The organism is Aliishimia ponticola (assembly GCF_004803475.1).
Classification (GTDB): Bacteria; Pseudomonadota; Alphaproteobacteria; order Rhodobacterales; family Rhodobacteraceae; genus Aliishimia; species Aliishimia ponticola.
This window is the reverse complement of the sequence record NZ_SRKY01000002.1, coordinates 466,769-487,812: the sequence shown is the minus strand read 5'-3', so window position 1 is coordinate 487,812 and position 21,044 is coordinate 466,769. Positions and strand designations below refer to the sequence as shown.

Genomic DNA, 21,044 nt, shown 5'->3' with positions numbered 1-21,044 from the left:
CACGCCCTGACGCCACCAAGGGCCCGTGGGCAGGAGCCCAATCACCCCGGACAGAACCGCAGACCAATCCTGCGGTGGCATCGTACAATTCTGTATTTTGTGTAGTTTTGGCACATCCTGTACGCCCCCGTCTGTTTCGGCCTAACCGGGCAGCATCGGCGCAACCAAGGCGCGCACCTCGACCGGGGCCGGAATGCTTTGAAAGCCGTTCGGGTCGACGAATACGTTGGTGAACTCGCCTTCAAAACACAAAACGTCATTCTGGAAACCGGACACCGCAAAGCTGATGGATTTCGTCCCAAGCCGGACCGGATGCACGCGGCAGATCAGTCGGTGGCGCGGCGTGATCGGGTGCCGAAAGTCCAGTTGCATGCTGACAAACGGCGTCCCGTATCCACGATCCAATTCCATCTGGAACCAGCCGTCACCGTCCAGATGCGCCTCCCACCACGCATCGATCGATGCCAGCGCCCATTCAGGAATGCGCCCGGTGTAAGCGATCTTGGCCGGGTCGCAATCACCCCAGCCGACGCGAATTTCATGTGCAAAGCCAGTGGCCATCAATTTGCCTCCACGTGGTAACGCCTCCGCGCTGCGCGTCCCTTCCCGCAGCGCCCTCCATACGGAACCGAATATTTACGCGATCACGGGGGAACGCGGTTTCGGCCCCCTGCCCCATACCGCGCCGACCGCAGATACGGCAATGACCTTCTGCGTCAGATGACCCCCATACCCGCCGCCCACGATCGGACACGGATCATTCGGCATCAGGTTGGTTATCGGGATGGGCGGCGTCGAACGCGGGCAAGGCTGCACAGGCGTCCGCAACTGCCGACAGCCTTGGAAACGCGGCCATGTCCACACCAAACCGCTTCGCGGAAAACACCTGCGGCATCAGGTAAACCTCTGCCATGCCGGGCGCATCGCCAAAGGCAAACCGGCTTTGTGCGCGGCCCTGCAGCAGCGCCTCTGCCGCGCGCAGACCATCGCTGATCCAACGCTGGCACCACGCCTGCTTGGCGTCCTGACCGGCACCGAATTCCGCGCCCAGATATTCAAGCACGCGCAGGTTTTGCAGCGGGTGAATATCGCAGCCAATTACCGCACAAAACGCCCGCACCTTGGCACGCGCAAGCCTGCCCGGCGGCAAAAGCGGCGGGTCGGGATAAATCTCTTCGATCCATTCCAGTATCGCCGGGCTCTGAGTCAACACGTCGCCCTCGACCTCGAAGGTCGGCACCAATTGCTGCGGATTGAGCGCGGTATAATCCGGCGTTTTCTGCTGCCCGCCGTCCCGGACAAGATGCACCGGACGGTAGTCGCTTGGCACCCCTTTCAGGTTCAGTGCAATGCGGCACCGATAGCTGGACGAACTGCGGAAATAGCCGTGATGGACGATCATTCGGGATCGCTCAAAGTCAGTGCAATGGGCGGCAACCCGTCGATCCCCCCGGTGATCTTGTCGCCCGCAACCACCGCACCGACCCCGGCGGGTGTGCCTGTCATGATCACGTCGCCCGGCTGCAATCGGTAGTAATGGGACAGATGAGAAATCACCTCATCGACCGTCCAGACAAGCTCTGCCAGCGTGGCGTCCTGACGGGTCTCGCCATTCACTTCCAGATGAATGCGCGCCGTGTCCGTGACATTCCACTCACGCGAAATCGGCGCCAGCACGGAGCCGTTTTCAACATCCTTGCCCAGATCCCAAGGCCGGCGATGGTCCTTGCCATCCTGCTGCCGATCCCGCCGCGTCATGTCCAGCGCGCAGGAAAAGCCGAACACCGCCAGATGCGCCTGATCCACCGGGGTTTGGAACGCCTCTGCCCCGATATAGACGGCCAATTCCATCTCGTGGTGATAATTCTCTGTCCCCTGGGGGAAGGGCACCACCGCACCAGAGCGGACACCGTTCACCGGCGTCTTGGTGAAATACCATGGGGCTTCGCGATCGACCTCGCCGCCCATCTCGACCGCATGGGCCACATAGTTGCGACCCACACAAAAGATGCGGCGCACCGGGAACTCTCCGCTGCCATCGGCGAGTGGCACAGTGAAAGTCGGGGCGGCGGCAAATACCAATGTCATCGGAAGCGTTCCTCGTGCTTGCCCGGCATGTGCTGAAGCGGGCGGTCATGGATGCGGGTCGGGACAACGTCCTTTTCCGCACGGTGGTCGATCTTGGCGAAAACCGATGCTGCTGGCGGATTTGCGGCCCCAGATGGGTTTTCCTGCCTGTGATCATACTACTCCCGCGCCTGCGGACCACATGAAACGCGCCGCTACGCAAAATCACCTCAATGCGCGCGCTGAACCGGTTGCCGCTAAGTAGCGGACTGAGCTGCCAGAAAGGTCAGATGGGTATCACCGTATTTGCGATGCGACAGCAGTTCGAATCCGGGCGGTGCCTCTTGCGGCGCGTTTTCTTCCCAGACGATGACGCAGCTCTCGGCCAGCCAGCCACCGTCGCGCGCGGCAGTCAGCGCCGGGGTGCCCAGCCCCTTGCCATAGGGTGGATCGAGGAACACCAGATCGACCGGTTCAGGGGCTGGCCCAAGCCGCGTGGCGTCCATCTTCAACAGTCGCGCCGCCTCGCCCACCCGCAGCTTGGCGATGTTCTGCGCGATCAGCTTTTGCCCCACGCGGCCATTCTCGACGAACACCGCTTGCGCCGCGCCGCGCGAGATCGCTTCAAGCCCAAGCGCACCCGTCCCGGCGAAGAGGTCCAGCACATGCAGGCCGTCCCAATCGACAAGCCCGCCCAGAATGCTGAACAGGCTTTCACGGACCCGGTCCGGCGTCGGGCGCAAATGCGCTGCCGCGTCCCCCTTGCCCACGCTGGCCAAGGGCGTGCCACGGTATCGCCCGGCAATGATCCTCACGCTTTCAACAGCGCCTTGAGGTCCGTGGCAGGGTCGCCGACCAGCTCTGCCGCCGGGGATTTTCCGGCTTCGATCAGGCGCTTGCCAACCATGTAGCCACGCGGGTCGTTCATCGCGTCCACTGCCAGCAATTCCGCGCCGCGATAGTACCAGAACGACACGGCGTCGCCCTCGCCCGCGCGGGTCACGACATGATCGAACCCGGTATTCAATCCGGCGATCTGCAATTTGACGTCGAACTGATCCGACCAGAACCATGGCTTTGCGACGTAATCGACACCAGCCCCCATGATGTTGCGCGCGACGATCTCTGCCTGATCAATCGCGTTGGGCACGCTTTCGAGCCGCAGCCGTCCACCGCGATACGGGAACGACGCGCAATCCCCAGCGGCCCAGACATGCGGCGCGCTCGTGCGGCCTTGGGAGTCGGTCCAGATGCCGTTGTCGATCTTCAGCCCCGCAGCCTCTGCCAACGCCGTGCCGGGCCGAATACCGATGCCGACGATCACGAAATCCACCTCGAGCGTGGTGCCATCGGTCAGTTCCGCGCCAGAGACCTGCCCCGTGCCCGTCAGCCGTTGCAAGCCCACGCCTTCACGCAGATCAACGCCGTGCCCACGGTGCAGATCGCGGAAGAAATCAGAGGTGTTTTGCGCCGCGACCCGCTGCAAGATACGGTCCGCCATTTCAACCAGCGTGGTATTCAGCCCCTTCTTGGCGGCGACAGCAGCCGCTTCCAGCCCGATATACCCACCGCCCACGATCAAAACCCGCGCACCTTCGACAAAGCGTTCCGCCATCGCATCCACATCGGCCAGCGTGCGCACGGTGAAGACGCCGCCCAATTCTCCGCCAATGGCGGCGGGCAGACGAATGGGTGCAGAGCCGGTGGCCAGCACAAGATCGCTATAGTTCAGAACCTCTGCCCCCAGCGTGACGGTCTGTGCCGCCGTATCGATCGCTGTCACCTCTGTGCTCATGCGCAGGTCGATATTCTGCTCGTCGTAAAAACTCTCGGGCCGCAGATACAGCCGTTCTTCCGCCATCTCTCCCAGCAGATAAGCCTTGCTAAGCGGCGGGCGCTGGTAGGGTGGCACAGGTTCATTTCCGATCAGCGTGATCCGTCCGTCAAAGCCCTCATTTCTGAGCTTTGCGACGCAGGACGACCCCGCCTGACCTGCTCCGACCACGATTACATGCGACATGCCCTTTGCCTTTCTTCTGGCTCCATCCGGCAAGCCAACCTATATCGCGGTTAAGCCGATACGCAATTCCAAAGGAAGGACGAAGAAATGGCGATTTCGACAGGAGACACAATCCCCGAAGCGACACTGGTACGCATGGGCGCAGAAGGCCCAGAGCAAGTGTCGATCACAGAGCGACTGAAGGGCCGCAAGGTCATCGTCTTCGGCCTGCCCGGCGCGTTCACGTCCACATGCAGCGCCAGCCATGTGCCCAGCTTCATCCGCACCAAGGCGCAGTTTGACGAAAAGGGCGTGGACGAAATCATCTGCGTGTCCGTCAACGATCCCTTCGTGATGCAGGCATGGGAAAAAGATACCGGCGCGGGTGATGCGGGCCTGACGATGCTGGCAGATCCCGCTGGCGAATTCACCAAGGCCATGGGCCGCGGCTTCGATGCGCCGCCGGTTGGCTTCTATGGCCGCTCGCAGCGCTACGCGATGTATGTTGTCGACGGCAAGGTGGAGATCATGCAGGACGGCGACGCGCCGGGCCAATGCGATATGTCCAGCGGCGAAGCGATGCTGGAAAAAATCTGACCGACGGCATGGCCGCCTTCGGGCGGCCACGTCCCCCCCCGGCGTCAGCCCATCAGGCTGTCCATCTTGCGGGCCAATTTCGCATCCAGCGTGGACAACCCGCCCACGTCATGGGTCGACAGCGTGACTTCCACCGTCTTGTAAACATTCGACCATTCCGGATGGTGATTCCACTTTTCCGCCCAGAAGGCCGCACGTGTCATCCACGCGAAAGCTTCCACGAAATCGTCGAACACAAACGTCTTGCAGATCGCGTCGCGCCCATCGACCAAGGCCCAGCCCGTGTCGAACAAGGGCGCGAGCAATGGCTTACGGGTCTCATCGCTCAATTTCTCGGTCATTGCTGTTCCTCCACATCGTTCTTGCGAAACGGGCCATAGCTGGTGAGGATTTCGATATCCTCTTCGATCGCGGCACGCTCGGCCTTGAGATATTCTTCGATCGCGTCCGAGAACCCCGGATCGCGCACCCAATGCAACGAATGGCACGGCGTCGGCAGATAGCCACGTGCCAGCTTGTGATCCCCTTGCGCGCCGGCTTCGACCCGCTCCAGCCCATGGGCAATGGCATAGTCGATAGCGGCATAGTAGCACAACTCAAAGTGGAGACACGGGTGATGCTCCGCGCATCCCCAATACCGACCGAACAGCGTATCGCGCCCGATGAAGTTGAGCGCCCCAGCGATGTACCGCCCGTCCCGCTCGGCCAGAACCAGTGCCACGTCATCTGCCATCCGCTCATGCACAAGGTCGAAAAAGCGGCGCGTCAGGTAAGGCGTGCCCCATTTGCGCGCGCCGGTATCCTGATAGAAATGCCAAAACGCATCCCAGTGTTCCGGCCTCAGATCATCGCCGGTCAGCGTCGTGATCGTGCCGCCAAACGCCTGCGCCTGATTGCGTTCCTTGCGAATGTTCTTGCGCTTGCGCGAGTTGAGAGAGGCAAGGAATGCATCGAAATCCGCATAGCCATTATTCAGCCAGTGATATTGCTGACTGGTCCGCCGCATCAGGCCAAGCTCTGCGCCCCGGGCGGCCTCCGTTTCGGTGCAAAACGTGATATGGAGCGAACTGAGCCCGTTATTCTCCGCCAGTTGGACTGCGCCCTGCGTCAAGGCATGGGTGCCGACATCCTCGAACCCCGGCCGGGTCAGGAAGCGGCGGCCGGTGGCTGGCGTGAAGGGCACCGCGACCTGAAGCTTGGGGTAATACCGCCCGCCCGCGCGCTCATAGGCGTGCGCCCAATTGTGGTCGAAGATATACTCGCCTTGGCTATGCCCCTTGGCATACATCGGCGCGACCGCGATCAACACACCGCCCATCCGCGCCACAAGGTATTGCGGCTGCCACCCGCTTCCCGGCCCGACAGAGCCGCTTTCTTCCAGCGCCAGCAGGAAGCGATACGTGGTAAAAGGATCAATCGCGCGGGATCCGTCCGCCGCTTCCGGGCAGGCGCAGGCATCCCAGTCCTGTGCCGATATCTCGCGCAGGCTCGGCAAGAGCGTGATTTCGATTTCCTGCGAGGTCATCGGCCTTTGGATGCGGTCCCTGTTCCTTCGTTGATATGTGTTGTCGCCCAGCGGCACATCAAGGCAGGAAACCTTCAAAGGTGATGTTTTGTGCAATCTTTAGCGCAGTTTGCGCCGCTTCCGGTGAACGAATGGTCCAACATAGCACATCCGCACCGTTGCGTTTCAGTTCCGCCACACGCGGTCTGACCAGATCGTCCGCATGATGGCTGATGAAACTGGCCCCCACACTGTCGTAATCCGGAATTTGCCGCAGACGCGCACAGATGTCGGCGCTAAGCGGCCAATCGGCCGGATCATAGCCGCAAGTCACCAATCCACGCGGCAGGTGCGGGCAAAGCGTGCCGATACGCGCCACCGAATGAGGGTTGAAGGACATGATCGCCAGTGGCCCGTCATATTGCGCGGTGGCTTGTGCAACGGCCTCCTCCAGCGGGCCAATATCCGGCCCCATCGCGCCATCCTGATCCTTGATTTCAAGAAGGATCGGCACGCGGCCCGCAACCAGGGCCAGAACCTCGGGCAGGTCCGGGATGGTCTCGTCCCCACCGCTGAGCGGGATGGATCGCAGCGCATCCGCCTTGCGTTGGCGCACCGGTCCGGTCTCTGGCGTGAGCCGGTCCAGCGCATAGTCGTGAAAGACAAACGCTGCGCCATCGGCGGTGAGTTGCACGTCGATCTCCACCCCGTAGCCAGCCGCAATCGCAGCTTGGATCGCGGCGCGGCTATTCTCAGGCCGCCCTTGGGCTACATCGTGCAAGGCACGATGCGCAATGGGCCTGTCCAGAAAGGCAGACGGAAGCCGGGTCATTTGATCTGGAATATGCCTTCGATCTCGACGGCGACGCCCAGCGGCAGCGCGCCGGCGGACACTGCGGAACGGGCATGCCGACCGCCATCGCCCAGCGCCTCGACAAGGAAGTCAGAGCAGCCGTTGATGACCTTGGGCTGATCGGTGAAATCCGGTGTCGAATTCACGAAACCTGTCAGCTTCACAACACGCACCAGCCGGTCCATGTCGCCGCCACACGCCGCTTTGACCTGTGCGAGCAGGCTCAACCCGCAAAGCTTGGCCGCCGCAGCGCCCTCTTCCACCGTCAGGTCTGCGCCCACTTTTCCAGTGACCAGCCCATCGGCATTCATCGAGATTTGGCCAGACACATAAAGGATGTCGCCAACCTGGACATAGGGCACATAGTTTGCAGCCGGCGCGGATGCGTCGGGAAGGTCGATACCTTTCTCGGCAAGACGGGCGGAAATGGACATGGAAACCTCCGGATCATTCAGATTCGAGGCGACGCTAGTCCATTTCCGTAACCGCCGAAACCCGCCATACGGGCGCTTTGTGTGAAACTTTTATGTCTCGCGGAACGCGCGGTTGAAGTAATCAAGCAGCGGCTTGGTCAGATACGCAAGCGGAGAGCGATCCGTGGTGCGAATATATGTCTCCACCGGCATGCCGGGGATCAGCGCCACGTTATCGCCAAGCCGTTCGATTTCGCCCGGCGCCAGCGAGATTTCCGCCCGGTAATAGGTCGCGCGGGTCGCTTCATCCTCGAACGCATCCGCCGAGAGCAGCATCACATGGCCCGTAAGTTCGGGAGTCGTTCGCTGATCCAGCGCGGAAAACCGCAGGCTCACTGGCTGACCGACGAGAACCTCATCGATATGGGTGGGTTCAATCTGCGCGGCGATGACAAGCGGACGATCCTGCGGCACCAGATACAGCACCGGCTGCGCGGCTTGCAGAACCGAACGTGGCGTCTGTACGGCCAGCCCATAGACGACGCCAGAGACAGGGGCGCGAATGTCCAGGCGGTCCAGCTCTTCCCGCGTTGCGGCGCGCTGTTCGCGCAGCTCCAATTCACGATACCGCAAATCGCGAAGCTGCGTGATCGCTTCTTCGCGCAGCAGCGTCGTCAGTTTCAACGCCTCAATCTCGGTCTCGGTGATGCGCGATTCGGCTTCCGCCCGGTTCGCGGCCAGTTCACCAAGCTGCCCTTGCAGGTTCGCCTGATTACGCCGCAGCGCCAACAGCGTAGACGCTTGCGACAGGCCACGGTCAAACAGGGATTGCTGGTTGCCCAGCTCTTCTTCGATCAGCTCCAGCTGTTTTTCCAGCGACACGGTCTGCGCATCGATGCCTTCGATCTGATTGCGGATCTGGATCTGCCGCTTGTCGAGCTGTTCAAGCTCGCGCGCGGCGGACTCCTTGCGGGCGTTGAAAAGGTTGCGCTGACCTTCGACGAGTTCCATCAACTCCTCATCAACGGCGGCGCGTTCCAGCAGTTCGGCGTTGAATTCGATCTCTTCCTCGCCGTCCCGCTCTGCCTCAAGGCGGCCACGGCGCGCGACGATCTCGTAAAGCTGGCCTTCCGCAATGGTCAGTCGGGAATCCAGCGTCGTGCTGTCCAGTTCGATCAGAAGTTGACCGGCCTCGACGACGTCGCCCTCATTCACCGCAATCCGCGCGACAACGCCGCCCGTGGGATGTTGCACGACCTGGCGGTTGCGTTCGACCTCAAGCCGGCCCTGCGCGATGACAGCGCCCGCGATCTGGGTGGTCACGGCCCAGGTGCCAAAGCCTCCGACCAGCACCACCAAGCCCAGCGCCCCAAGCGTCAGGGGGAACCGGGCGGACCATTTTTTCTCGCTCATACGACGCCTCCCTTGTCGGCCGGATTGGCCGCGACTTCCTTGTGGTTTCGGACGGTCGCCTTGAGCACTTCATCCTTCGGACCGAAGGCCATGCGCATTCCGTTCTCCATCACCAGCAGTGTATCACATTCCTGAATCGCGTTCGGTCTGTGCGCCATGATCATCACGGATCGGTCCTCGGACTTGAGCTGGCGGATCGCCTGGTTCAGCGCCTGGTTCCCAACATTGTCGAGGTTCGAGTTCGGCTCATCCAGCACCACGATCACCGGATCGGCATAAAGCGCGCGCGCCAGACCGATCCGCTGAATCTGCCCCCCCGACAGGCGGCTTTGACCATCGCGGATGACGGTATCATACCCGTTGGGCAAGTCGAGGATCATCTGATGCGCCGCGGCTTTCTTGGCGGCGGCGACGACCTTCGCATCGTCCGGCGTATCGGCCAGCCGTGCGATATTCTCTGCGATCGTGCCGTCGAACAATTGCACGCGCTGCGGCAGGTATCCGATCAGCCCGCCAAGAACTTCCGGTTCGTATTGATCCAGCGCCGCCCCGTCGAGCCGCATGGAGCCGCCAGCAGGACGCCAAAGCCCGGTAATGGCGCGGGCCAAGGTGGATTTACCGCAGCCCGACGGACCGATCACGCCCATCGCCTGCCCCGGCTCCAGCACGAAGTTCAGCGATTTCAGCGAGGCCTGACGCTCCCCCGGTGGCAGAACGGTCAGGTTCTTCGCCTCAAGCCGCGCCCGTGGTCGTGGCAGCGCCGTACGTTGTTCGCGCGGCGGCACCTCATCCAGAAGCTCCGACAGGTTTTCCCAGCCCTTGGCGGCGCGCTGCACCAGCGCCCATTGCCCCACGGCCAGTTCGATCGGCGCCAGGGCACGGCCCAGCAGGATAGAACCCGCGATCATCGCACCCGGCGTCAATTCGCCTTGCAGGGTCAGCCACGCACCAAGGCCCAGCATCGCCGATTGCAGGAACAGGCGCAGCGCTTTCGTCATCGCGCTGAAGCCGCCCCCCACATCCGCAGCGGAAATACCTTCTTCCAAGGCGCGGGTCCGGGCGGAGTTCCACCGGCGATAGGCCGCGCCCTCCATCCCCATGGATTGCAGCATCTCTGCCTCTGTGCGCATCTGGCCGGACATCTGCCCCGCCTGCATCTCTGCCATGTTGGACCGTAGATTCGGACCGCGCGAGAGCATTTGGTTGAATACGGTGATCAGAATCAGCAGCGAACCGCCCAAGACGGCCAGCCAGCCCATCAGCGGGTGGAAGATGAAAATTCCGGCAAGAAAGATCGGCGTCCACGGCATGTCGAAAATCGCCATCAGCACCGGCGCAGTCATCAATCGACGCAGGGATTCCAGATCCTGAAGCCCGCTTTCGGTCTTCTGGTCGGGCGCGAGCGCCGCTTTGCGAGACACGGCCTCGAAAACGCGCTTGTCCAATGCCGACTGGAACCGCGCACCGGCGCGGCCCATGACGCGGCCCCGGACGAATTCCATCAACCCCATGATACCATAAAGGAAAACGACCAGAAGCGAGAGCGCGATCAGCGTTTCCTCTGACCGCGAGCCCAGCACCCGGTCATAGACTTGCAGCATGTAAAGCGGACCTGTCAGCATCAACAGGTTCGCAAAGAAACTAAAAATCCCAACGGCCCAGTAGAGCCCCCGGCTCAACTTTCGCGCTGCGCGTAACTCGTCCTTGCCACTCGGCCTGCCATGTCTTTGCATCGGCACCTTTCCGCTTGACCAGCAGGCCACCATCGGCCCTGCTGAAACACATCTTGTTTTGCCTGTCACCCGCAAGCCACAAATGATGGCGACTGCCACTTGCGGTCTGGGCTTCGGGCCTCAATACATTAAGTAGCCATAAAATCTTTAATCGGGGATTTCCATTGTCTGTTTCTGAGTCTGCCGGAATTGTTGCCAAGATGTTTGCCGCAGTCCTTTGCACCGCGCTGCTGTCGGCCTGTTCCGCGCAAAACGGCGCCCCTTCGGCGGATGGCATCAACGACCCGTATGAGGCGCAAAACCGCCGGGTACATGCCTTCAACCGTGGTCTGGACCGCGCCATCGTGCGCCCTGCTGGCAAGGGCTATACCGCGATCGTACCCGATGACATCGAAGACAGCGTCGGGAATTTCTCGACCAATCTTGGGCAACCCTCGGTGACGGTAAACAGCCTGCTGCAAGGCGATATGCGCGGCAGCGGCATCTCACTGGCGCGGTTCGTCATCAACTCCACCCTCGGGATTGGCGGGCTCTTCGATGTGGCGACGGATTTCGGCATCGAAGATCACGACACCGATTTCGGTGAAACGCTTTATGTCTGGGGCGTGGGGGAAGGCAGTTACATCGAATTGCCGCTGCTTGGCCCATCGACCGCGCGGCACACTGCCGGGCGTATCGTCGATCTGTTCACCAACCCGTTGTCCTACAATCTGGACGACCCCGAAAGTTACATCCCGCCCGCAGCCACCGTCGCAAGTAGACTGGGCGACCGCGGGCGCTATTCCGATACGGTGGATGCCATCCTATATGAGAGCGCAGACAGTTATGCGCAGGCGCGGCTCATCTATCTTCAAAACCGTCGCTTCCAACTGGGTGCCCAGGATGCGGGCTCCAGCATCGACCCGTTTGAATTGAACACGGAAGGGTTCTGATATGTTTCGTCGTACGTTCATCGCCGGCCTTGGTGCGGTATCAGTGCTGCCATCGGGCGCCCTGGCCCTGACTGAAGGCAGCGCAAAAACGCTGATCGACCAGCTTGTGGGCGACATCAACAAGGTGATCTCGTCCGGAAAATCCGAAAGCGGCATGATCCGCGACTTCGAGAAGATCTTCGCACGTTACTCGGACACGTCCTATATCTCTGCCTATGCGATGGGCGCGGATGGACGTCGCGCCAGCACCGCGCAGAAACGCGCGTTCTCTGACGCGTTCCAATCCTATATCGCGCGCAAATACGGCAAGCGGTTCCGCGAATTCATCGGCGGGCGGCTGGAAGTGACCAGCGTTCGCAAGGTGAAGAAATGGTTTGAAGTCGACACCGTCGCCTATCTCAAGGGGCAGTCGCCCTTCAAGGTGACCTTCCATGTGTCCAACCGGTCCGGCAAAGACCTGTTCTTCAACATGTTTGTCGAAGGCATCAACCTGCTGCTGACCGAACGTACCGAAGTTGGCGCGCTGATCGATTCGAATGGCGGCGATATCGACAGGATGATTGCCGCGCTCAAGCAGTCGGGCTGACCCGCCTGCGCTGCTACAGGTGAAATTCGCCTGACATCAGAACATAGCCTCGGCCCGAGACACGCACGCCTTCTATCGCGTCGCGTGGGCCGAGCACTTCGACATCCGCGCGGCCCGGTCGGCCCATCCCATGCCCCTGCTCTGCCACGAAACGCGGCGCGTCGATCAGACCGCGCGCCCAGAGGTAAGCTGCCATCGCGCCCGTCGCCGACCCGGTGAAGGGGTCTTCTGCCGGGCTTGGCGGGGCCAGAAGCAGACGCGCGCAGGTGTCGCCATCTTCTGTCGCACCTTCCAGCGTGACCAAGAACGGTTCCATCGCATCGGTGGAGGGCGCCTCGATTTCATTGAAATAGTCCGCCAACGCATCGGTATTAAGCGCCGCGCGCGTCAATGCATCGCGCGATGACAGAACCGTAATGCAGAACGGCAACCCGGTGGAAACGATCTGCGGGGGATGCAGAATATCCGCCGGGGCCAGACCGATCGCAGGGGCGACGATCTCTGCCGGGACATCGCGGCCAAACTCCGGCGCGATCTGCACCATCGAAACCGCATCGCCTTTGACCGTAACCGGAACGATCCCGGCCAGTGTTTCCAGCGTCAGCGGGCCGTCTTCGATCAGCCCGCGCCGTCGCATCGCGGCCACGGTCGCCACGGTCGGATGCCCGGCAAAGGGGATTTCCCGGCTCGCCAGAAAATAGCGCACACGGATATCGGCAACATCCGATGGGCCAGTGAAGGTGCATTCGACCAAGGACGTTTCCCGCACCACATTCATGCAGGTTTCGTCGTCCAGATGCGCGGCGTCATGCAACACCGCGCAGCCATTGCCGCCAAAAGGCCGGGATGAAAACGCGTCCACCCAATCAAAAGAAAACGCCATTTCGCCCCCTTGGACGTTAGTTCAATACGTGCGCGGGTGTCAGTGCACCGCGACGGGGCTGTAATCGTGCTGCCGCGCCAGAATGAACGCCATGTTGCGATCCGCGACAAGCGCCAACTGCGCGCCATCCGCCGTGTGGACGGCGTAAAGCTGATCATGCCCGGCGGCTTGCTCTTGCACTTCTTCGGGAAGGTCGGCCACGTCTACGGTTTTGACATAGACCATGCGCCCTTCCACTGCGTCGATTTCGTAGGGAGTATTCATCGTCTTAACCTCTCTTACCTTTGTTGATCTCAATCGTCTGCACGACCGCGTCTGGCCGTGGCTGGCTCAGATCGAGATGGAGCAGCCCGTTCTCAAGCTGGGCTTCTCCGACCTCGACACCATCCGCCAATACAAAGCTGCGTTGAAACTGCCGCGCGGCAATACCGCGATGCAGAAAAACGCGCCCTTCGGTGTCGTCGCGCTGACGCCCGCGAATGACCAATTGACGGTCTTCGACGGTGATCGACAGGTCACTTTCAGAGAACCCAGCCACGGCCAGCGTGATCCGGTAAGTATTTTCCGAGGTTTGTTCGATGTTGAAGGGCGGATAGCCATCACTGCTTTTCGCCGTGCGTTCCAGCAGCTGGTCCAACCTTTCGAACCCCAGAAGGTGGGGGTATGACGCAAGGGTCAATTTTGTCATTCCGACACGTCCTTATCTTCAAGCGACAGTCAATCGAGCAGCCCCCGATATCGGCAGGCCTCGGACAGAAATATGGGCATTAATCTTGAGGGCGACAAGGTCTAGCCTGTTTCCCCAATCAGCGGTATGGTCAAAAAAAGGTAAAGGCACGCGCGGGCACGAAATGAACGCACCCAACGATCTGTCGATGAAGACCGAAGACGTCCTGCGTGTCGAGCTTGAGGTTTTCAAGCGCGAACATGCCGATCTGGACGCTGCAATTGCGGCGTTGCAGGACACCGGCACCTTCGACCAACTGACCTTGCAGCGGCTGAAGAAAAAGAAGCTTCAGATCAAGGACAAGATCTACCAGATCGAAGATCGGCTCTTCCCCGATATCATCGCCTGACGGCAGCACCGCACAGAACGGGTCCAAGGGCGCGCGCGCCTTATTGCCACGTGGCATGATCCGTCTATAGTGCGCCGCTCGAAACCGCAGGAAGGTGCAGGCATGTCCGATCCGAAAATTGGTATCATCATGGGCTCCCAGTCCGATTGGGCCACGATGAAAGAGGCCGCAGATCTGCTGGATACGCTTGGCCTGCCCTATGAGAAACGCATCGTCTCCGCGCACCGCACGCCGGACCGTTTGTGGGACTACGGCAAGACCGCCGTGGCGCGGGGATTGCAGGTGATTATCGCCGGTGCGGGCGGCGCGGCGCATCTTCCGGGGATGATGGCATCCAAGACGCGGGTTCCCGTGATCGGCGTGCCGGTACAGACCCGCGCTCTGTCCGGCGTCGATTCGCTCTATTCCATCGTGCAAATGCCGCGCGGTTTTCCGGTGGCCACAATGGCGATTGGTGCGGCGGGCGCTGCAAATGCCGCGTTGATGGCGGCGGGGATTCTGGCCCTTCAGGATGACGCCCTTGCAGACCGGCTTGACGCTTGGCGCGCGGCGCTTTCCGACTCCATCCCGCAGGAGCCTACAGATGACTAAGCCCCTCGCCCCCGGCAGCACCATCGGTATCCTTGGCGGTGGCCAGCTTGGGCGGATGTTGTCCGTCGCGGCCTCTCGCCTTGGGTTCAAGACCTGCATCTTCGAACCGGGCGGCGATTGCCCGGCCTCGCATGTGGCCAATTACCACTTTCAGGCGGAGTATTCCGACAAAGAGGCACTGACCCGCTTTGCCGAAGCCGCCGATGTCGTCACCTATGAATTCGAGAACATCCCGACCGACGCGCTGGATATCATCGAACCGCTGGTGCCGATCCGCCCCGGACGCGAGGCGCTGCGCGTGTCGCAGGACCGCCTGACGGAAAAGGATTTCCTGACCGATCTGGGCCTCAAAACCGCCCCCTATGCGGACGTGACGGATCAATCCGCGCTGGACGAGGCACTGGCGCGTTTCGGCACGGCGGCGATCCTCAAGACCCGGCGCTTTGGCTATGACGGCAAGGGGCAGGCCCGCATCAATGGGCCAGAGGATTCGGCAGAAGCCCTCGCATCCCTGAACGGCGCGCCGGCAATCCTTGAAGGCTTTGTCGATTTCTCGCGCGAGGTATCCGTCATCGCGGCGCGCGGCCTTGATGGTGCGGTGGCCTGTTTCGATCCGGGCGAGAACGTCCACAAGGACGGCATCCTGCACACGACCACCGTTCCCGCCCGCCTGCCCGCGCCCTTGCGCACGGATGCCGTTTTGCTGGCAGCCCGTATCCTGAACGCGCTGGATTATGTCGGTGTGCTGGGGGTGGAGCTTTTCGTGACGCCCGGCGGACTTGTCGTGAACGAGATTGCGCCGCGCGTGCACAACTCGGGCCATTGGACGCAGCAGGGCTGCACGGTGGACCAGTTCGAACAGCATATCCGCGCCGTGACGGGCTGGCCCCTTGGCGACGGACAACGCTTTGCCGATGTGGAGATGACCAACCTGATCGGGGCTGATGTGGAGCGCTGCGAGGCGCTGGCACAAGCCCCCAACACCGCGCTGCATCTATATGGCAAGGCCGAAGCCAAGCCGGGCCGCAAGATGGGCCATGTGAACCGGATTCTCCCGGCCCAAGCCAGTAGCGAACGCTGATTTCCCTGAGATCCGCGCGGGACGTTGCCCGCGCGGCCAGAACACGTCGTTACCAGAACGCGCCGTTAGATGTAGGACAGGAACTCTTCCACCGCCTCGTCCGAAAGCGACCAGTCGCACACCATGCGCGCGGGAAGCATTTCATCGGCATCGCCGTCTTCCAAAGAGCCGGACAGCAGATAATACTGCGCCCCGGCCTCGTGCAGGCGCTGGTGTGCCGCGCGCGGCAGGGTGGCAAAGATGATATTCGCCTCGACCGGGCTGAGGAACTCGGCCCCACGTGCTTTCAGCCCCTCAGCCAGTTTGGCGGCCTGCGCATTGGCGGCACGCGCCGAATCCAGCCAGACGTCATTGGCCAGATAGCCCAACATCTGCGCCGCCAGATAGCGATGCTTGGAAAACAGATGCCCGCCACGCTTGCGCCGCAACTCGCATTCCCAGGCCTTGTCCGGATCGAAGAAAACGACCGCCTCGACCCCCATGGCGCCGTTCTTGGTGGCGCCGAAACTGACCACATCCACCCCGGCCTTCCACGTCATTTCCGCCGGAGTGCAGCCTAGCGCGACCATCGCATTGGCAAAACGCGCGCCATCCAGATGCACCGGCAGACCCGCTTCTTTCGCAACCCCGCAGAGCAAGCCGAGATGCTCAAGCGAGTACACCCCGCCCCGTTCAGTCACCTGCGTGATCGATACCGGCCCACGTTGCGGCCCATGAACGCCGCGCGTCTCTTCGCCTGCGATCGTCTCTGCCAGCGCGCTGGCAGACATCTTGTCCCCACCCGGCACCAGCGTCAGTTTCGCGCCACCGGTGTAGAATTCCGGCGCGTTGCACTCATCCTCGTGAATATGCGCAACCGGCGAACAAAACACCGTCTGCCACGGCGCGGCATAGGGCGCGAGCGCCAGCACATTGGCAGCGGTTCCAGTGGCGACCAGCAGCACCTCGGCCTCCGGCGCTTCGAACAGATCGCGCAGGCGGGCTTTTACCTCCGCCATGATCGGATCCGCCCCATAGGGCATCGCGTGCCCCTCATTCGCCGCAGCGAGCGCTGCCATCACCTGCGGATGTGCAGGGCCGGAATTGTCAGAAGCCAGAAACATCAGCGCGTCTCCTCGATCACATGGTCTTCCCAATCGTCCTCATGGACGTCGAATTCACTTACCGTCATGCCACGCACGGAAATCCCCGCCCGGTGCACCGTGTCCGCATCGCCCGAGATCAGCGGATGCCAATCGGCCAGAGGTTGGCCGTGCCACAGCAACTTGTAGGCGCAGGTTTCCGGCATCCAATACAGGTTATCGGGCAGGTTTTTCGGCGTAAGGACAATGCAATCGGGCACGAATTGGTGGCGGATTTCATATTGCGCGCAGCGGCAGGTCGCATCGTCCAGCAGGCGGCAGGCCACGCGGGTCAGCGCGACCTCGCCCGTTTCTGCATCTTCCAGCTTGTTGAGACAGCACTTGCCGCAGCCATCGCAGAGCGCCTCCCACTCGTCACGCGACATACGCTCCAGCGGTTTGGTTTCCCAGAAGCGCGGGGCCAGACCGGGGCGGGCGATCGGATCGCTCATAATGCGGCCAAAAGGTTACGAGCCTGCGCGCTATCGGCATCCATCTGGGTCACCAACGCTTCCAGCCCGTCGAATTTTTCTTCGCCGCGCAGATAATCGACCAGCCCGACAGACAGGGGCGTTCCGTAAAGATCGCCGGAAAAATCGAACAGGAAGGTTTCGATATTCGGAACTTCGCCGCCGAACATCGGCCGCACCCCAAGGCTTGCCACCCCGTGATAACTGCCCTGATGCGGCCCGGAAAGCACATCGACCAGAACCGCATAGACCCCGAATTTCGGCAAATGCAGCCCCTCGAGCGACATGTTCGCCGTGGGATAACCAAGGGTCCGGCCCCGCTGTTCGCCGCCGATCACCGGCCCTTCGATGCGGTGCCAATGCCCCAGCATCGAAGCCGCATCGCGCGGGCGCCCATCGGCAAGCGCGGTTCGGATCGCGGTCGAGGACACCACCAGCGCACCCTCTTCCAGCAGAGGCGCGATGGTGACGCCAAAGCCCATTTCGCGGCCAAATTCCTTGAGCATCTCTGCCGTGCCTGCCCGGCCTTTGCCAAAGCAGAAGTCATGGCCGATCACCACATGGCTGAGCCCCAGACCGTCAGCGATCACTTCGCGGGCGAACTCTTCGGGCGAAAGACCTGCCATCGCGGCGTTGAAATTAAGCTCGTAAAGGCGTTCGACACCCAGCTTTTCAAGGCGAGAGCTGCGCGCGGCGGAACTCATCAACCGGAACGCCGGGGCATCGGGGGCGAAATACTGGCGCGGATGCGGTTCAAAGGTCACGATGCCAAGCCGGGCAGACGGCGCAGCCTTGGCCGCAAGCCGTATCACAGATTGATGGCCCAGATGCACACCGTCGAAATTGCCGATCGCGGCGGTCGCCCCGCGATCCATGGCCTCGACGAATTGGTAGTCCCGAATGATCCGCATACGCTTTGACTACTCACGCCCCAAGCGAGACGCAACCACCGCCCAGCGATGTGACAAAATTAACTTGGAGAGGCGGCCCCGCGCTGCAGGTTTCGCCGCAAATTCTGGCCGCGGATCAGGTCAGTCGAACTTGCGGGAAGGTGCCAGCACCATCGCCTCGCCCACGAGCACCTTCTTGCCGTCGATGGTGCATTCGCAATCCAGCTTAACGCGGCGTTTCTGGAATTCGATGTCCACCACGGTCACTTCCGCGCGCACCAGATCGCCGGGGCGCACCGGTGCAAGGAATTTCAGGTTCTGCGACATGTAGACTGTGCCATGGCCCGGAAGCTGTTCGCCGATCACCGCAGAGATCAGGCCAGCGGTCAGCATCCCATGCGCGATCCGACCCTGAAAGATCGTGTCCTGCGCATAGTCGTCGTCAAGGTGGACCGGATTGTGATCGGTGGAGACCTGCGCAAACAGGGTGATGTCCTCGTCGGTGATCACCTTTTGCAGATAACGGGACATGCCCATTTCAATGTCTTCGATGCAGATTGTGCCGCGGGGAAGATTGTCCAACATTTCACTCTCCGAGTAATAAACGCGCGCCGAACGAACGGCGCGCGCAATTTAATTACTTTGCAAACGCAGAAAAGCCAAGCAGAATCTGCCCTCCGGGTCTGGAAATGATGCCCTGATCCGCGTCCGCTCCAATGGCGAACGCGATGACGGGGCAGAGCTTAGCGCAGAAGGCCGATCGTATAAGTGGGCGCGATCTGCTGGGCAGAAAGATACGCGCCAAGCGCGTCCGGGTCGGGCTGCGCCTCTGTTCGGGTCTCTGCTGCCGCGAGCCCGCCAGAGATGAACAGGGAATCGATACCCTCGCCCATGGCCCCGGGAATATCGGTCAGCGCGCCATCGCCGATGGCCAACATGCGATCTTTCTCGACCGGTTTGCCCAGCTCCGCGATGCGGCGATAGGCCAGGTCATAGATCGGCGGGTGCGGCTTGCCGAAATAATGCGCGGTCCCGCCCATCTCTTTGTACAGCTCGGCCAGGGCACCGGCGCACCATTCGCGCGTTTCGCCGCGATCCACGACGATATCGGGGTTGGCGCAGATCATCTCCAGCCCCTTTTGCTTGGCATAAAGGAAAGCCCCGCGCATTTCGGACGGGTCCGCAAGCGGATCGAACGGTCCGGTGCAGATGATGCCCTCGGCCTCTTCCATGGGAACGCGCGTGATGTCGACCGGGTCTTCGATAACGCTCAGCGGGTCAAAGAAGGTCAGGTCGTGGTCTTGCCCAATGAACCAAACCTTCTTGCCAACCAAGCCACGGAACATGGCGGCCCGCGCACTGTCGCCGGAGGTCACGAGCGTGTCCCACGCGTCATCGGGCACATTGAGCCGGGCGATCTGATCGGCCACCGGGCCACGCGCACGCGGTGCATTGGTCAGCAACGCGACGGTTCCGCCCCGCGCCCGGTATCCCTGCAAAGCCGCGACAGCGTCGGGAAATGCCGTGACGCCATTATGCACGCACCCCCACAGATCGACGAGAAGGACGTCGTAATTTGCAGAGATATCTTCAAGTCGTTCGATGATCTGGGTCATGGTGTGCTCCTGTCAGCGCAGACTAGGTCAAACCATGAAGGGTGATCCGTCGCAAGGCTCTGCATGCAACAATCCCACCTTGAGGGTGCGCTGAAGCGCACCCTACCTGTGCCGCCCGCGCGTAGGGTGCGCTTCAGCGCACCCCCGCTAGCGAGGGATCAGACCTTGAGGTTCGGGATGATCTGCTTTTTACGGCTCATCACGCCCGGCAACACGACCGCGTCGCCAGAGACCGAGGCGCCAAAGCTCTTTTCGGCCACCGATTTCACCGTGTCATTCGGCACCAGCAGCGTGGCTTCTTCTTTCAGGATGTCGACCACGAACAGCAGAACCTCGTCCACGCCATCTTCCGCCGCCACGTCCTTCATCGACGCCATCAGGCTGTCCTTGCGGCCCAGCGGGATTTCCGGCGCGGTGGTTTCCAGAACGGAGACACGGAACTTTGTCCCGCCGACTTCGTATTCCTTGCTGTCCATGCGGATCAGTTCCGCATCCGAGAATGCGGAGACATCGGATTTCGCCGCGAACATCTCGGCAGCATATTCGGAGATCGTCAGCCCCAGATCGCTTGCAAGCTCTTCCGCCAGCGCCTTGTCCTGCGCCGTTGTGGTGGGCGAGCGGAACTCCAGCGTGTCCGACAGGATGCAGGACAGCATCAGGCCCTTCACCGGCTCTGTCAGCTTGCCGGCATCCGCGCCCATCAGATCGTGCATGATCGTCGCGGTGCAGGCCAGCGGGCGCACGGTGATGTCGATCGGGCCTTTGGTTTCCAGACCGCCCACCAGCTTGTGATGGTCGATGATGGCGCGGATATCTGCGGCGTTCACATCGTCCGGCAGTTCGGCGGGGTTGTTGGTATCCACGATCACGCAGGGCTGGTCCGCCGCGACGCTGTCGATGATTTCGGGCTTGTCATACCCCCAACGCTCCAGCACGAAGGCGGCCTCTGTATTGGGTTCGCCCAGCAAGACGGCTTTCGCGTCCTCGCCTTTGACCTCTTTCAGATACCAGGCCCAGATCAGCGGGGAACCGGTGGAGTCGGTGTCGGGGGATTTGTGACCGAAGACGAGAGTCGTCATACGCGTGTGTCCTTACTCGAAAATGCGTTTTCGGCTGCCTTATATGAAGCTACCGCGCCCTTGTCACCCGTCTGTACAGGATTGGGCGCACACGCATGGTGTCGCGGCTCTGGCCCTGCCCCGGTGGCGCTGCTAGCTTT

At 61.6% G+C, this 21,044-nt stretch carries 26 protein-coding genes; 6 read left to right on the top strand and 20 right to left on the bottom strand.

Annotated elements, in window-relative coordinates:
* Positions 1-141 precede the first annotated feature (141 nt).
* From E4Z66_RS08740 to E4Z66_RS08720, 5 genes are all read right to left on the bottom strand, one after another.
* A complete protein-coding gene (locus E4Z66_RS08740; protein ID WP_136462614.1) occupies positions 142-561 on the bottom strand; it encodes an acyl-CoA thioesterase in 420 nt (139 codons plus the stop codon).
* A 196-nt stretch (positions 562-757) separates the two neighbouring features.
* Positions 758-1,402: a maleylacetoacetate isomerase gene (gene maiA / locus E4Z66_RS08735; RefSeq protein ID WP_211097128.1), complete on the bottom strand. Its 645-nt coding sequence runs from the start codon at positions 1,400-1,402 to the stop codon at positions 758-760.
* Positions 1,399-2,088 (bottom strand): fumarylacetoacetate hydrolase family protein, encoded by a 690-nt coding sequence (locus tag E4Z66_RS08730; protein ID WP_136462613.1) that lies wholly within the window; start codon positions 2,086-2,088, stop codon positions 1,399-1,401. Before E4Z66_RS08730 ends, maiA begins: the two co-directional genes overlap by 4 nt.
* A gap of 236 nt (positions 2,089-2,324) precedes the next feature.
* Positions 2,325-2,882: a 16S rRNA (guanine(966)-N(2))-methyltransferase RsmD gene (gene rsmD / locus E4Z66_RS08725; protein ID WP_136462612.1), complete on the bottom strand. Its 558-nt coding sequence runs from the start codon at positions 2,880-2,882 to the stop codon at positions 2,325-2,327.
* The gene (locus E4Z66_RS08720) at positions 2,879-4,087 is read right to left on the bottom strand and encodes an NAD(P)/FAD-dependent oxidoreductase (RefSeq protein WP_136462611.1); all 1,209 of its coding nucleotides are present in this window, start codon (positions 4,085-4,087) and stop codon (positions 2,879-2,881) included. The genes rsmD and E4Z66_RS08720 overlap by 4 nt, the downstream gene beginning before the upstream one ends.
* An 87-nt stretch (positions 4,088-4,174) precedes the next feature.
* On the opposite strand from E4Z66_RS08720, the gene E4Z66_RS08715 reads away from it, so the two are divergent.
* Positions 4,175-4,663 carry a peroxiredoxin gene (locus E4Z66_RS08715; protein WP_136462610.1) on the top strand — a complete coding sequence of 163 codons (489 nt, stop codon included), beginning with the start codon at positions 4,175-4,177 and terminating at the stop codon, positions 4,661-4,663.
* Between the two features lie 44 nt (positions 4,664-4,707).
* Here the strand turns inward: E4Z66_RS08715 and E4Z66_RS08710 are convergent, their stop codons facing one another.
* From E4Z66_RS08710 to E4Z66_RS08685, 6 genes are all read right to left on the bottom strand, one after another.
* A complete protein-coding gene (locus E4Z66_RS08710) occupies positions 4,708-5,004 on the bottom strand; it encodes a 4a-hydroxytetrahydrobiopterin dehydratase (RefSeq protein ID WP_136462609.1) in 297 nt (98 codons plus the stop codon).
* The gene (locus E4Z66_RS08705) at positions 5,001-6,188 is read right to left on the bottom strand and encodes a GNAT family N-acetyltransferase (protein WP_136462608.1); all 1,188 of its coding nucleotides are present in this window, start codon (positions 6,186-6,188) and stop codon (positions 5,001-5,003) included. Before E4Z66_RS08705 ends, E4Z66_RS08710 begins: the two co-directional genes overlap by 4 nt.
* A gap of 58 nt (positions 6,189-6,246) precedes the next feature.
* A complete protein-coding gene (locus tag E4Z66_RS08700; RefSeq protein WP_136462607.1) occupies positions 6,247-6,999 on the bottom strand; it encodes a glycerophosphodiester phosphodiesterase family protein in 753 nt (250 codons plus the stop codon).
* Complete coding sequence (locus E4Z66_RS08695) at positions 6,996-7,454, bottom strand: RidA family protein (protein WP_136462606.1); 459 nt, start codon at positions 7,452-7,454, stop codon at positions 6,996-6,998. The genes E4Z66_RS08700 and E4Z66_RS08695 overlap by 4 nt, the downstream gene beginning before the upstream one ends.
* 90 nt (positions 7,455-7,544) lie before the next feature.
* A complete protein-coding gene (locus E4Z66_RS08690) occupies positions 7,545-8,846 on the bottom strand; it encodes an HlyD family type I secretion periplasmic adaptor subunit (RefSeq protein ID WP_136462605.1) in 1,302 nt (433 codons plus the stop codon).
* Positions 8,843-10,579, bottom strand: coding sequence for a type I secretion system permease/ATPase (locus E4Z66_RS08685; RefSeq protein ID WP_136462604.1), 1,737 nt, complete (start codon positions 10,577-10,579; stop codon positions 8,843-8,845). Before E4Z66_RS08685 ends, E4Z66_RS08690 begins: the two co-directional genes overlap by 4 nt.
* Positions 10,580-10,779: 200 nt before the next feature.
* On the opposite strand from E4Z66_RS08685, the gene E4Z66_RS08680 reads away from it, so the two are divergent.
* On the top strand, positions 10,780-11,511 hold the full coding sequence (locus tag E4Z66_RS08680) for an MlaA family lipoprotein (protein ID WP_136462603.1): 732 nt from the start codon (positions 10,780-10,782) through the stop codon (positions 11,509-11,511).
* A gap of 1 nt (position 11,512) precedes the next feature.
* The gene (locus E4Z66_RS08675; protein ID WP_136462602.1) at positions 11,513-12,097 is read left to right on the top strand and encodes an MlaC/ttg2D family ABC transporter substrate-binding protein; all 585 of its coding nucleotides are present in this window, start codon (positions 11,513-11,515) and stop codon (positions 12,095-12,097) included.
* Between the two features lie 13 nt (positions 12,098-12,110).
* On the opposite strand, the gene E4Z66_RS08670 is transcribed toward E4Z66_RS08675, so the two are convergent.
* Genes E4Z66_RS08670 through E4Z66_RS08660 form a run of 3 tightly spaced genes read right to left on the bottom strand, consistent with a single transcriptional unit; the run spans position 12,111 to position 13,668 of the window.
* On the bottom strand, positions 12,111-12,980 hold the full coding sequence (locus tag E4Z66_RS08670) for a PhzF family phenazine biosynthesis protein (protein ID WP_136462601.1): 870 nt from the start codon (positions 12,978-12,980) through the stop codon (positions 12,111-12,113).
* A gap of 39 nt (positions 12,981-13,019) precedes the next feature.
* Positions 13,020-13,244 (bottom strand): DUF1150 family protein, encoded by a 225-nt coding sequence (locus E4Z66_RS08665; protein ID WP_136462600.1) that lies wholly within the window; start codon positions 13,242-13,244, stop codon positions 13,020-13,022.
* A gap of 4 nt (positions 13,245-13,248) precedes the next feature.
* A complete protein-coding gene (locus E4Z66_RS08660; protein ID WP_136462599.1) occupies positions 13,249-13,668 on the bottom strand; it encodes an Hsp20 family protein in 420 nt (139 codons plus the stop codon).
* Between the two features lie 163 nt (positions 13,669-13,831).
* Between E4Z66_RS08660 and E4Z66_RS08655 the strand changes: the two genes are divergently transcribed.
* The 3 genes from E4Z66_RS08655 (at position 13,832) to E4Z66_RS08645 (ending at position 15,728) form a co-directional block, all read left to right on the top strand.
* Entirely contained in the window at positions 13,832-14,056 is a 225-nt protein-coding gene (locus tag E4Z66_RS08655) for a DUF465 domain-containing protein (protein WP_136462598.1), read from the top strand.
* A 102-nt stretch (positions 14,057-14,158) separates the two neighbouring features.
* The gene (gene purE / locus E4Z66_RS08650) at positions 14,159-14,647 is read left to right on the top strand and encodes a 5-(carboxyamino)imidazole ribonucleotide mutase (RefSeq protein ID WP_136462597.1); all 489 of its coding nucleotides are present in this window, start codon (positions 14,159-14,161) and stop codon (positions 14,645-14,647) included.
* Positions 14,640-15,728, top strand: coding sequence for a 5-(carboxyamino)imidazole ribonucleotide synthase (locus tag E4Z66_RS08645; RefSeq protein WP_136462596.1), 1,089 nt, complete (start codon positions 14,640-14,642; stop codon positions 15,726-15,728). Before purE ends, E4Z66_RS08645 begins: the two co-directional genes overlap by 8 nt.
* A gap of 65 nt (positions 15,729-15,793) precedes the next feature.
* Here the strand turns inward: E4Z66_RS08645 and E4Z66_RS08640 are convergent, their stop codons facing one another.
* The 6 genes from E4Z66_RS08640 to E4Z66_RS08615 all read right to left on the bottom strand — a co-directional run bounded on the left by E4Z66_RS08640 (position 15,794) and on the right by E4Z66_RS08615 (position 20,904).
* On the bottom strand, positions 15,794-16,831 hold the full coding sequence (locus tag E4Z66_RS08640; RefSeq protein ID WP_136462595.1) for a threonine aldolase family protein: 1,038 nt from the start codon (positions 16,829-16,831) through the stop codon (positions 15,794-15,796).
* Positions 16,831-17,301: a YcgN family cysteine cluster protein gene (locus tag E4Z66_RS08635; RefSeq protein WP_136462594.1), complete on the bottom strand. Its 471-nt coding sequence runs from the start codon at positions 17,299-17,301 to the stop codon at positions 16,831-16,833. Before E4Z66_RS08635 ends, E4Z66_RS08640 begins: the two co-directional genes overlap by 1 nt.
* A complete protein-coding gene (locus tag E4Z66_RS08630; RefSeq protein WP_136462593.1) occupies positions 17,298-18,230 on the bottom strand; it encodes a bifunctional riboflavin kinase/FAD synthetase in 933 nt (310 codons plus the stop codon). Before E4Z66_RS08630 ends, E4Z66_RS08635 begins: the two co-directional genes overlap by 4 nt.
* Positions 18,231-18,350: 120 nt before the next feature.
* The gene (locus E4Z66_RS08625; protein WP_136462592.1) at positions 18,351-18,794 is read right to left on the bottom strand and encodes a MaoC family dehydratase; all 444 of its coding nucleotides are present in this window, start codon (positions 18,792-18,794) and stop codon (positions 18,351-18,353) included.
* Positions 18,795-18,952: 158 nt separating this feature from the next.
* Positions 18,953-19,825 carry a TIGR01459 family HAD-type hydrolase gene (locus E4Z66_RS08620; protein ID WP_136462591.1) on the bottom strand — a complete coding sequence of 291 codons (873 nt, stop codon included), beginning with the start codon at positions 19,823-19,825 and terminating at the stop codon, positions 18,953-18,955.
* A 158-nt stretch (positions 19,826-19,983) separates the two neighbouring features.
* On the bottom strand, positions 19,984-20,904 hold the full coding sequence (locus tag E4Z66_RS08615; protein WP_136462590.1) for a manganese-dependent inorganic pyrophosphatase: 921 nt from the start codon (positions 20,902-20,904) through the stop codon (positions 19,984-19,986).
* Positions 20,905-21,044: the final 140 nt, after the last annotated feature.